8 protein-coding genes are annotated in these 11927 nt (G+C 64.0%); 4 read left to right on the forward strand and 4 right to left on the reverse strand.

Annotation, left to right across the window (positions count from 1 at the left end; translation table 11 throughout):
* Positions 1-126: 126 nt before the first annotated feature.
* The gene (locus ACVWY6_RS10820; RefSeq protein WP_457537936.1) at positions 127-447 is read left to right on the forward strand and encodes a hypothetical protein; all 321 of its coding nucleotides are present in this window, start codon (positions 127-129) and stop codon (positions 445-447) included.
* Between the two features lie 14 nt (positions 448-461).
* Complete coding sequence (locus ACVWY6_RS10825; RefSeq protein WP_457537938.1) at positions 462-2180, forward strand: alpha/beta hydrolase; 1719 nt, start codon at positions 462-464, stop codon at positions 2178-2180.
* Positions 2181-2224: 44 nt separating this feature from the next.
* Here ACVWY6_RS10825 and ACVWY6_RS10830 read toward each other — a convergent pair whose 3' ends face one another.
* Entirely contained in the window at positions 2225-5269 is a 3045-nt protein-coding gene (locus tag ACVWY6_RS10830; protein ID WP_457537939.1) for an MMPL/RND family transporter, read from the reverse strand.
* 152 nt (positions 5270-5421) lie between these two features.
* Here ACVWY6_RS10830 and ACVWY6_RS10835 point away from each other — a divergent pair, with 152 nt between their 5' ends.
* Entirely contained in the window at positions 5422-5913 is a 492-nt protein-coding gene (locus tag ACVWY6_RS10835) for a PaaI family thioesterase (protein WP_457538588.1), read from the forward strand.
* 82 nt (positions 5914-5995) lie between these two features.
* Positions 5996-6562 (forward strand): TetR/AcrR family transcriptional regulator, encoded by a 567-nt coding sequence (locus ACVWY6_RS10840; protein ID WP_457537941.1) that lies wholly within the window; start codon positions 5996-5998, stop codon positions 6560-6562.
* 31 nt (positions 6563-6593) lie between these two features.
* On the opposite strand, the gene ACVWY6_RS10845 is transcribed toward ACVWY6_RS10840, so the two are convergent.
* From ACVWY6_RS10845 to ACVWY6_RS10855, 3 genes are all read right to left on the reverse strand, one after another.
* Entirely contained in the window at positions 6594-8174 is a 1581-nt protein-coding gene (locus ACVWY6_RS10845; RefSeq protein ID WP_457537943.1) for an FAD-dependent oxidoreductase, read from the reverse strand.
* Positions 8174-9112 (reverse strand): AurF N-oxygenase family protein, encoded by a 939-nt coding sequence (locus ACVWY6_RS10850; RefSeq protein ID WP_243404405.1) that lies wholly within the window; start codon positions 9110-9112, stop codon positions 8174-8176. Before ACVWY6_RS10850 ends, ACVWY6_RS10845 begins: the two co-directional genes overlap by 1 nt.
* Before the next feature lie 99 nt (positions 9113-9211).
* Positions 9212-11923: a fumarate reductase/succinate dehydrogenase flavoprotein subunit gene (locus ACVWY6_RS10855; RefSeq protein ID WP_457537945.1), complete on the reverse strand. Its 2712-nt coding sequence runs from the start codon at positions 11921-11923 to the stop codon at positions 9212-9214.
* Between the last annotated feature and the right edge of the window lie 4 nt (positions 11924-11927).

Below are 11927 nucleotides of genomic sequence, written 5' to 3' on the forward strand. Positions count from 1 at the left end.
AGGTGCCCTGGATCGAGTGCGATGGGTCGGGGAGTTCAGCAATGCGGCGCAACAGGTCCGTCTGGAACCGTCGAGTTCGACCCGGCGTCCTAACGCCACTGGGTTCGGGCGAGGTTCGGGGGAACTGTGGGGAATCAGTCAAACACTGAGGTCGATACGATCGGCCTTGCACGGTGGGGTAGGGAAGCGGCGCTTCTGGGCGAAGACCTGGCCGCGGCCTTGGATCGATCGGGACGGCACATTGCGATGTGCGCCAACGGGTTCGGCACCTCGACGCAGACGGAGTTCGTCACCTACGTGACAACGCTCGAGCGGCGGGCCGGCGAGATGGTGGGAGCGCTGGAGGGGCTCGCGGCAGGCCTGGCGGGTGCCGCGGCGTCGTATGGGTCGGTCGATGACTGCGCGGCAGGCACTTTCGAACAATCCTCGACCGGGCTGCGGCTGTAGAGCGCGGCAAAGTCGTGGATCTCACCGACATCGACAACTGGGACACTGCCGCACTCGACGGTTTGGTCGCAGAACTCAACGGCCGCTTCACATCTGTGATCGACGCCGACGCAATGTTGCGCAAGGTGGCGGCGACTCCTGGGTGGAAAGGCGAAGGAGCAACCGCGGCCGGAGGATCGTTCCGATCCGTGTCCACATCACTCAACGACGAGGCAGCTGCGTTGGGCGCGGCATCGGAGTTGGCCCGCCAGACGAGTACCGCCGTCGGAGAACTGAAGTCAGCGTTGGCGCTACTTCGCGCCGACGCATCCGATGCAGACATGGTGATCCATCCGCCGCCGACAGTCGATGACGTCTCACAGATGGACATGACGGGCGAACAACGGACAGAACGGGAGAAGACGAAGCAGCACCTGATGATCCGGGCGCGAGCGCTCGTCGTCCAGGCCGAGGACATCGACAACGACACAGCGACTGTCCTGCGCAAGATCGTCGCCGGCGAGATCGCCTATCTGGAGTTCGGCTCGCTCACAGAGGCGTTCGAGTCCGGCCGGGCAGGTGCATCTCTAACTGCGCCCACCTGGCCGAACATGGACAAGAAGTCGCCCGAAGAAATCGACGCCTGGTGGCGGGCGCTCCCGGAGGCGCAGAAGCAGCAGATGATCGCGGAGCATCCGGGGTTGATCGGCAACCTCGACGGTGTGGACGCCTCCTCGCGCGACGTCGCCAACCGGATTGCGCTGGCGGCGCAGACGCAACGAGTGGAGGCCGAACTCGCAGCGCTCGACAGGGCGTACATCGGCGCTCGGGGTCAGTACGCACTCGCCTCAAGGCTGGCAGCAAAGCGCGAAGAGCTCGACGGCTTGCGCGCCATCAACACGGCACTGGGCGGGGACTACCGCGTTGATCAGAACGACACCGGAGCGCAAGCGTTCCTGCTGACCTTTCAACCTGACGGGAAAGAGACAAAAGCCGCTGTCGCGGTGGGTAATCCGGACAGAGCGCGTCATGTCAGCGTGACCGTGCCCGGGGTGAACACCGAAGCGAAGTCGATCGGCACCATGACAAGCGAGGCGGGTGCCTTGCGGCGCGAAACCCTCGGCATCCTCGCCTCCACCGGCGGTGAGGGAGAAGCTGTCTCGACCGTCGCGTGGATCGGGTACGACACCCCCGACGTCAACGACGGTGCCCCGTGGGAAGCACTCGGGGATGGCAAAGCAAAAGCCGGAGCAGACAGCCTCGCCGACTTCACCCGCTCGCTGGGCCTGACCAGCGACCATCCAGAGGACGAGCAACACCTGGTACTCAACGGACACTCCTACGGATCAACGACGGCGTCGCTGGCTCTGCAGGGTGGAGCGCACGAGTACGTGGACGACACCGTGTTCTACGGGAGTCCTGGTGTGTACGCGAACACGTCATCACAATTGGGACTGGAGTACGGGCATGCGTATCTGATGAACGACCCCGACGACAGGTGGATCAATCTCGCTGCCAGCGAGGGTGTTCACGGATCCAACCCGTTTGCCTCGGACTTCATCCAGTTGTCCACCGAAGAGCGAACGACTGCGGACAACCTGCACCGCGATGGGGTGGACAGCCACGGTCAGTACTCCCGGGCCCAGGAGGATCAGGGCATTCCTGGCACCCGCGAGAACCCACTCCGCGTCAGCGGATACAACTTGGCCGCGATTCTCGCGGGCCGGCCAGAACTCGCCGACAGGGCTGAGTGATGGACGCTACGCCGAAACGCCCACCACCCAGAAGTGGCGGGCCGTCATACCTTCGCAGGCCACCAGATGCGGTTGCCGATCGCGGCCATCGCGGCCGGTACCAGAATCGACCGAACCACCACCACGTCGAGGATGAGTCCGACGCCCACGGTGAAACCGAATTGGAGAAGGTTGATCACCGTGGCACTCATGAGGGCAAACATCGTGACGGCGAAAACGACGCCGGCCGTGGTGATCACACCACCGGTCGACCCGAAGCCTCGGATGATTCCGCCGATCATCCCGGTCTGGGATTCCTCACGGATCCTGGATGCAAACAGCATGCTGTAGTCCGCGCCGACGGCCACAAGCGCCATGAACGCCAACGGTACGACCGACCAATCGAGGTCGATGCCCAGTCCGTACTGCCAGAACAGGATGGACAACCCAATGGTCGCCGCAAACGACAACAGCACGGTCAGAACCAGCAGTAATGGCGCGAGAATGCTGCGGAGCAACACGACAAGGATCAGGAACACCGCCAGGATCGCGACCACGGCATACAGTGCGAAATCTCTGTTGACCTGATTGTTCATGTCGGCGGACAACGATGTCAGGCCGGTCGAACTCACCTCGGCACCGTCGAGAACCGTTCCGATGGTGGCCGTCCGGGCAGTGTCCGCGATGTCGTGCACCGTGCGGATCGCTTCGTGGCCGTACGGGTTGATGCTGCGCACCACGAGCATCCGCGCGGTCTTGCCATTGGGTGACAGCAGGAGTTTTGTGCCTGCCACAAAACGCGGATCTTCGAGACCCTGTGCGGGAAGGTAGAAACCAGCCCCCGGGCCCGACATCGTGTCTCGAGCCATCGTCTGCAGATAGTCGCCGGCTTCGCCGAGCCCGGCGGTGAGTTGCCCTGTCAGAGCCACGGTTTTGTCGGTGCCTGCCTTGACCTGGCGAAGCCCCTCGGCCAGCTGCGTCATACCCGTCGACAGTTCGGTGATGCCCGCAGTCAGGGCACCCAGCTCAGAACGCAGCTGCTCCGGGGTTTTTCCTCCGAGCCCATCGAGAAGGATCTTGACCTGACTCAGCCCGGTCTCGATTTCAGGCAGCAATGCTTGTGCCTTGTCGATGACCTCGCCCGGCACACCCGACAAGTTGACGGCTTGTTGCAACGTCCGTGAGGCTTTTCCGCCCGTGGCCTTGTCGAACAGGCTGAACGCCGCCCGCGCCGCCAGGCACGTGGGGTCGGCCTGGCACTCTGCGTCAGGAACGGTCATGAGCATCGGACCGAACACGTCGTCGAGCTGTTCGGTGGCAGCCAGCGTTTGCGCATTGCTCGTGGAAACCGCTGTAACCAAGAGACTCAGCGTATCGGCGAGGGTTGCGAGCTCAGTGACTCCCTGGGGAAGAGAGAGGTGGCCATCAGAAGCGATCGCCACTATTCGAGACGCGGTGTCCGCTGCGTCGAGCACACCACCGGCCAGTCCCACAACCTGATTGGTCCCGTCGACCAAGAGTGGCAACTGTCCCAACGCGCTGTCGGCACCGTCGCGAAGTGCTGTCACCCCTGATGCCAGTCGTTGCAACTCCGGTGTTGCCTCGACCATCTGCCGATGGGCATCGTCGAGCCGATTGCCGACCTGCCCTACCTGGTACCCGGTGGATGCTTCGGGAATCGGTGAGCCATCGGGTCGAGTGATCGACCGGACATAAGCGATGTCGGGCAACTTCGACACCGACAACGCCACGAGTTCGAGCGCCGCCAGATCGTTGGTGTTCCGCATGTCGTGGTCGGCACGGACGATCAAGTACTCGGGCAGGATCTCGTTGACACCATAGTGTTCGAGCACTTTGTCGTATCCGCGCGTGGAGTCGTTGGCGTAGAGCTGGACCGACTCTTCGTCGTAACTGACGCGCAACAGGGGAACCATCGCTGCCAACGCGATGAGAACCACCATCGACACCGCCACCAGCGGGCCCGAGTGTCGAATGATCGTCGCACCACGGCGGCGCCATCGTCGCTCGGTCGATGCCTTGGGTTCGATGTGACCGCGACGCCCGGCCACGGACATCAGCGCGGGTGTGAGGGTCACCGAGATCGCCATTGCCAGCAGTACCCCGATCGCGGTCGGCGGGCCCGCAGTCTTGAACATCCCGACCTCGGCGAAGATCATGGCACCCGCAGCAGCAGCGATTGTCAGGGCTGAGGCAACCAGGATCGGGGAGACCCGTGCGCTTGCGGTCGCAACGGCAGTGTCTGGGTCTTCACCAGCGCGCCTGGCGTCGTGGTAGCCCGCGATCTGAAAGATCGCGTAGTCGGTTCCGGCGCCCAGTACCAGCGCCGTCATGATGGCGATCGAGAAGTTCGAGATCGACATCAGTTCATTCGCGCCGAGGTACGAGACGATGGGCCGCACGGCGCCGAGTCCGAAGCCGATGGTCGCCAACGGGATCAGGGCTGTGATCAGTGATCGGTAGGCGATCAGCAGCATCAACGTGATCAGCAGTACCGACACTCCCGTGATGATGAGCAGCGACAAATCGATCGAAGAGAAGAGATCGGCAAGGGTGGGCGAGGCACCCGTGTAGTACACCGACAGCCCGTCGGGTTTGGGAATGGAGTTGATCGTCGAACGGATCGCGACCGTGCTGTGGTGTGCACGCGTGCTGCCGACGTCGCCTTCAGCGACCACCAGGACGTTGACGGCCTTGCCGTCCGGACTGAGTGCGGCGGTGCGGGTGGCGGGATTTCCGTACATGTCTAGGACGTAGGCGACGTTTTCGTGATCACCGGACAGAAGCTCTACGAGGCGGCGGTAGTAGTCATCATCTGCTGTGGTGATCCCGCCGTCATCAGCCAGAACCACACTGCCCACAGCAGTCGACGCGGGAGCGCCGAAATCCGTCGACATGTCGCGCAGCGCGTCGACGGACGGCATGTGTTCGGGCAGGAACGCGGCCGATTTCTCCGACACGGTCTGCTCTATCTGAGGGACTGCCAGGTTCAGCCCGACCACCAACGCAACCCAGAAGCCGATCACCCACCACCTGCGGCGTGCGCAGAACGCGCCGGTGTTCCGGAAAAAGGCGTTGGGACCGTGTGACATTGCGGGAGACCTCTTAATAAGTCAATGACCGTTGTTATGTTGTATGGCATAGTAGAGCACGGAGGACGCCGGATCGGAAGTCCTCGTTTGGGCGACCTGCTCGTCGATCAGGGACAAGGGAGAACAAAGTGGCGAACGACAACTTCGCAGAAATGACCGGACTGGAAGTGCTGCAGTGGATCAAAACCGCTGACTTGCAGGACGTTCCATCGATCGGGCGGCTGCTGGGCATGAAGTTCACCGAGGTGGATCTGGGCAAGGTCACGGTGGAGCTCACCACCGCGCCAGACTTCGCCAATCCACTCGGGAGTGTGCATGGGGGTATCGCGGCGACCCTGCTCGACTCAGTGATGGGTTGTGCCGTGCACACAACTCTGCCGGCGGGGGTCGGGTACACAACCTTGGAGTTGGGCGTGAATTACATTCGCTCGGTGTCGACGCAAGGCCGCACGCTGACAGCGACCGGCGAGATCATCCACGTGGGCAAAACCGTTGCGACAGCTCAGGGAAAGGTGCACGACGACGAAGGGCGCCTGGTCGCGCACGCGACCACAACATGTCTGATCCTCAACCCGCGCAAGAACGCCGAAGCGGCAGGATCAGCCGTGGTTGCCACTGCCGGTGCACCTGACGGGCCGTCCTGACCGAACGATCCCGAACTCTGCGCCGTAGCCGTTACGTAGTATTCATTACGACATATGGCTGGCTGCGTCGCGGAGGAGAACAGTGGAGCGTCAGGGCACGCGTGAACGGATGCTGATCGGCGCCGTCGAGGTGATGCGTGAGCGTGGAGCCGCCGGTGTCACCGTGGATGCGGTGCTCGAACGCAGCGGATCGCCGCGTGGCTCGGTGTACTACCACTTCCCGCAAGGGCGTCAGCAGATCGTCGCCGAAGCGCTCGACTATGCCGGCACCACCATCAACGGCGTCATCGAATCGGCTACCAAGCGCGGCTCCATCGCTGCCATCGACACCTTCGTTCGCTGGTGGACCGATCTGCTCGAGACCAGTGACTTTGCCGCGGGATGCCCGGTCGCTGGGGCCGCGGTGGGCGCGGGGCCGGCCGACGCCGAACTGGGGGAGGCGGCGGCGCGCTGGTTCAACGCGTGGATGCTCGGGCTCGAGCGGGTGATCGTCAACGAAGGTGTGTCACGAGCCCGCGCCAAACGTCTCGCCACACTGACACTGTCCGCGCTCGAAGGCGCGGTGATGTTGAGCAAGTCGACCAAATCGACAACTCCCCTCAAGCACACGGCAACCGAGTTGAAAGCCCTGCTGAAAACCCTCACCTGAACTCGAGGTCTCCGAAGGGTACGACGCTCACTCACCGCTTGCGTAGCCCCGCCGCCTTCACCATGTCGGGTACAGACGTGAACTTCACCCGCGGGCGGTTGAGCTCTTCACCTCGCCGCCGTTCGGCGCGGTCGATGGCTCGCACGCCCCGGTAGCCGATCACCGCAGCCTTGCGTTGGCGCAGCAGTGCGTCGAAGTGCTTCTGGCCGTGCGATCGGCCGGACAGCTGGCCCTTCTCCGCGTCGATCAAGAACTCGTCCACCGTCGCTTCGGCGCACACCTTGTTGGCCCCGATGCCACCGGTCGGCCCGCGTTTTGCCCAGCCGAGCACATAGCTGCCCGGGATGACGTGACCGTTTGTGTCGAGTAAGCGGCCATCAACATTGGGGAACACGCCGCGTTGCTGGTCGAACGGCAGGCCGGCGATCGGGGTGGAGCGGTAGCCGATGGATCGCACCACGAGGTCGGCAGCGATGACGTGGGAAGTGGCGCCGGTACGAACCCGGACGCCGCTCACCCACGAATCACCGAGAATCTCCTCGGGAGCCGAGTGGAACCGGAAAACGATGCGACGAGCGGTCGGGTCGGCCACCCCGCTGTCGTCGGAGATGACGCCGGGATCGTTCTCCACCACCACGTCCACACCCGGAATAGAGTTCAGCGCTCGGTATTCGGCCGCGGAGTAGGCAGCGCCGGCCTGGTCGCGGCGGCCGAGTAGCACCACCTCGCGCACATTTTGGCGCCGCAAGACCTCCAATGCCCGGTCGGCGATGTCGGTGGTCGCGAGAAGTTCGGGAGGCGAGACGAGGATCCGGGCCACGTCCAGTGCCACGTTGCCGGTGCCGACAACCACAACGCGTCCGGTGTTGTTGTGGCGCAACACCTGAGCATCGGCGACTGCCGGTGCGGCGTTGTACCAGGCAACCAGATCGGTGGCCGAGGTCGAGCCGTCCAGGTCCTCACCGGGGATGCCGAGCTGCCTGGAGTCGCTGGCCCCCACCGCATAGAAGACCGCGTCGAAATGGTCGGCCAGCTCGGCAGGTGAAACCTGGCCGGCCACAGTGTCTTCGCCGACCTCCACGTTGGTGACCAGGGTGACCCGCGGGTCGCGGTACAGGATGTCGAATCCCCGTAGCACCTTCTTGGTGCCGGGGTGATCAGGTGCCACGCCGGCGCGTACCAGGCCACCGGGGGTGGGCAACTTGTCGATCACCGTGATGTCAGCGGTGGTGCGGTCCAGGAGGCTACGCAACGCGTAACCGCCGGAGGGGCCGGTCCCGACCAATGCAATGCGCTGGCCTGCAGGCAATTTCGGGATGACTGGGTAGGTGATCGGTGTCCACCCGGAGGTCACGTCAGTGTTGTCGCGGTAGTACGACGCGTTGATGTCGATGAACACCTTGTCGCGGGTACCCAGCTTGTCGGCGGGGTAGATCGCGTCCACGGGACAGGCGTCGGCGCAGGCGCCGCAGTCGATACAGGCTTCTGGATCGATGTGCAGGATGTCGGAGCTGCCGAACCCGCGTTCCTCTGGTGTCGGGTGAATGCAGTTGACCGGGCACACGGACACGCATGCTGCGTCGCTGCAGCAGGTTTGGGTGATGACGAACATCAGAGCATGTGGACTTTGCGATAGACGCGGGCAGCGGGTTTGGTGAGCAGACCCGCCTCGTCCAGGAAGCTCATCAGGTGTGCGCAGCTGCTTCGAACCATCGAGTGGAAATGTTCGTTGGATCGGCGGGTGGCAACAGCCCGTTTGGCGTCGAGGCCGGCGTCGGCGTACGCCCGCGGACGGATCATGCTCGTGAAGATGAACGCGGCAGCGATGGACACCACCAGTGCGCTCCACTGCCGGCGCAACCAGCCGACACCCTTCATCGCATCCCGGACCTCTTCGCGCGCGAACTTCATGTGCCGCGACTCTTCGAGGACGTGGATCTCGTTGACGGTGCGGATGAACGGAAGCACCTTCTCGTCACGCATGCAGCCGCGCTGGAAGACGTCGAGGATCTCTTCTGCCACCAGGATTCCGGTGTACGCGATCTCGGAACGCGCCGTGCGCATGAAGACCTTGCCCATCCATCCGACGAACTTGGACGGGTGGTAGGACTTGCCAACCATCTTCTGCGAGGCCTTCGCGAACATGATCGAATGCCGGCATTCATCGGCGATCTCGGTGAGCGCGAACTGGAACTCCGGGTCGTGGTAGTCGCCCAGGTACTGATCCCGGATCACCATCTCCTGCAGGATCATCTCGAACCAGATGCCGATGTTCATGATCGACGCGAACTCGTGTCGGGTCAGCGCCACGCGCTGCGGTTCGGTCAGCTCATCCCAGTAGTCGGTGCCGTACAACGACGACCACTCGGGACTGCATCCGTATTTGTCCGGGTCCATCGGCTGGTCCCAATCGATCTCGGTCATCGCGTTGCGCGACAGTCGAGCCGCCGAGGCGAGCAGACGCTTGGACACCTCGTCGGTGCCCTGATCGTGCATGCTCACCACGTTGTCGTGGGTCGACTGGTGTGCTTGCGCCGCGTTCACAGACATCGGAGAACCTCCACAAACTAAGACAACGGACATTGATACGACAATGTGCGTTGTCACGCTAACACGCAGGTGCGCGTCTGGAAAGGGTCGCGGCAGAAATCAGTGCGCGGCGACCACCCGCCGGACTGCGGCGCGCACGTCGGCATCGGTGTCGTCGGCAGCCGCGTCGAGCACCACCCGGACCTCGGGATCGTCGGACCAGTGGCTGAGTGTGAGGGCGGCGGCCTTCCGCACGTCGTTGTGGGGATCGGTGATCGCGGCCGACAACACTTTGATCGCCGCGGACCCCGGTGCCGAGACCAGGCCTCGCGCCGCGCCGACCCGCACCTGCCAGGCGGAGTCCTTGAGCGCTTTGACCAGCAGTGGACCGTCCACGGGAGCTTCTCCCAGGCGAGCCATCGCTTCGAATGCAGCCGCTCGCACCAGTGGATCGATGTCCTGGGCGAGAAAGCGGACCGCCTCGGCGCCCTTGGTTCCGACGGTCGCGAGCCCCGCGGCAACGGCGATGCGGACCTCTCGGTTGACGTCGCCGACAGACTCGGCGATCAGCGCAGATTCGTCCAGTGACACCAGTCCGCGAACGGCCTCGATGCGCACGCGGTGATCGCTGTCGGCGAGCGCGGCGGCGAACGTCTCCGCGGGTGCCGCGCGCAGGGCGCGTAGGAGGTCGAGGACCGTGGCCCGCACTGTGGCATCCACCGAGGTGAGCGTCGCGTGGAGGATCGTGATGAACTCATCGGTCGCGTCGAGCACTTCAACCAACTCTTGCAACCCCTGCGCGGCGAAGCGACGCACCTCGGGGGCCACGTCACTCAGCGCGTGTGCGATTGCGACATCAAAACCCTCCGGGGTGTTTTCGGTGAGGACCGAGATGGCGGTCTTCCGCACGGTGGCGTCGTCGTCGGCGAGGTACGACTCGAAATCATCGATACCGGCCGATCCCATCGCGAGCAGTTCGACGATCCGCGGCGAGGCCGCAGCGACCGACTGGCGGTCTTCGACACGCGCGAGCTCACGGACCGGACTCTCCACGCCCGCATGGGCAGGCCCGGTGACCACCTCGGGCTGCTCGATGGCGATGACGGAACGATCGGCGGGCGGGATGTGGTCGAGACCGTCCACCGGTACGAAGTAGGGCTCGACCGGCCGGCCCAGGAACTCCATGTCACCTGCGGCGTTTTTCCGGACGTTGAGGTGGTAGCCCCACCGGTCATCCTGTCGCTCGGGGATGTCGGCCCGCTCGTGATAGAGACCCCATCGACTTTCGGTGCGTGTCAACGAACTCCGGGCCGCCAGTTCAGCGCAGTCGCGGATGAACGACACCTCGGCGCAACGCATCAGCTCATGCGGTGTGCGCCCGCCCATCTCGTCTATCTCACCGCGCATCCGCTCGAATGACTCGATGGCGATGGCCAGTTTGTTCGCGGACTTCGGAGGTGCGACATAGTCGTTGACAAAGCGACGCAGCTTGTATTCCACCTGGGGCTGTGGGGGACCATCGGGGTGTCTCAACGGCCGGTAGATCAAGTCGTGCGCCTCGGCGAGCTGGTCGAGTGGCAATGCCGTCGGCATCGCGCGGTCCCGGGCGGTGTCGCTGGCGTGCTGGCCGGTGAGCTCGCCGTACACGAAGGCGCCGATCATGTAGTTGTGCGGTACGCATGCCAGATCGCCTGCCGCGTACAGCCCGTCGACGGTGGTGCGGCCGTTCTCGTCCACCCACACCCCGGATGCGGAATGTCCGCTGCACAAACCGATCTCGGAGATGTGCATCTCGATGTCATGGGTCCGGTAGTCGTGACCGCGGTTGGCGTGGAACGTGCCGCGGGTCGGCCGTTCGGTGGTGTGCAGGATCGATTCGAGTGCATCGAGTGTCTCGTCGGGCAGGTGGCTGACCTTCAGATAGATCGGCCCGCGGGCTGATTCGATCTCGGTCTTCACCTCCGCCATCATGTCGCCGGACCAGTAGTCGGAGTCGACGAATCGCTCACCTTCGGCGTTCACCTGGTAGCCGCCGAACGGGTTGGCCACGTAGGCGCAGGCGGGGCCGTTGTAGTCCTTGATGAGTGGGTTGATCTGGAAGCACTCGATCCCGCTGAGTTCGGCGCCCGCGTGGTAGGCCATCGAGTACCCGTCGCCCGCGTTGGTCGGGTTCTCGTACGTGCCGTAGAGATAGCCGGATGCCGGTAGCCCGAGCCGCCCGCACGGGCCGGTCGCCAGGATCACCGTCTTGGCGGCAATCTCCACGAATTCACCGGTGCGCGTGTGCAATGCAGCCGCGCCGACGGCCCGGCCGTCCTCGGTGAGCACGCGTACGGGCATCAGCCGGTTCTCGATGGTGATGTGCTCACGCATGTCCTTCTTGCGCAGCACTCGGTAGAGAGCCTTCTTGACGTCCTTGCCCTCGGGCATGGGGAGCACGTACGAACCGGAGCGATGGACTCGGCGCACCGCGTACTCACCGTGTTCGTCCTTCTCGAATTTCACGCCGTACTTCTCGAGGCGCCCGATCATCGCGAAGCCACGAGTCGCCGTCTGGTACACGGTCTTCTGGTTGACGATGCCGTCGTTGGCCCTGGTGATCTCGGCGACGTATGCCTCCGGCGTCGCCTTGCCGGGGATGACGGCGTTGTTCACGCCATCCATACCCATGGCAAGCGCACCCGAGTGCCGCACGTGCGCCTTGTCCAGCAGCAACACCGATGCGCCGTTCTCCGCGGCGGTCAGGGCAGCCATCGTCCCGGCGGTGCCGCCGCCGATCACCAAGACGTCGCATTCCCGGCGATCTCGGTCAGCTATGTTCGGGATGTCCATGTGG

The sequence above is a fragment of the Williamsia sp. R60 genome (assembly GCF_054063855.1).

Coding starts and splice junctions, on each gene's coding strand:
- ACVWY6_RS10830 (WP_457537939.1), bottom strand. CDS start 5,269: ATGTCACACGGTCCCAACGCCTTTTTCCGGAACACCGGCGCGTTCTGC.
- ACVWY6_RS10835 (WP_457538588.1), top strand. CDS start 5,422: ATGACCGGACTGGAAGTGCTGCAGTGGATCAAAACCGCTGACTTGCAG.
- ACVWY6_RS10845 (WP_457537943.1), bottom strand. CDS start 8,174: ATGTTCGTCATCACCCAAACCTGCTGCAGCGACGCAGCATGCGTGTCC.
- ACVWY6_RS10850 (WP_243404405.1), bottom strand. CDS start 9,112: ATGTCTGTGAACGCGGCGCAAGCACACCAGTCGACCCACGACAACGTG.
- ACVWY6_RS10855 (WP_457537945.1), bottom strand. CDS start 11,923: ATGGACATCCCGAACATAGCTGACCGAGATCGCCGGGAATGCGACGTC.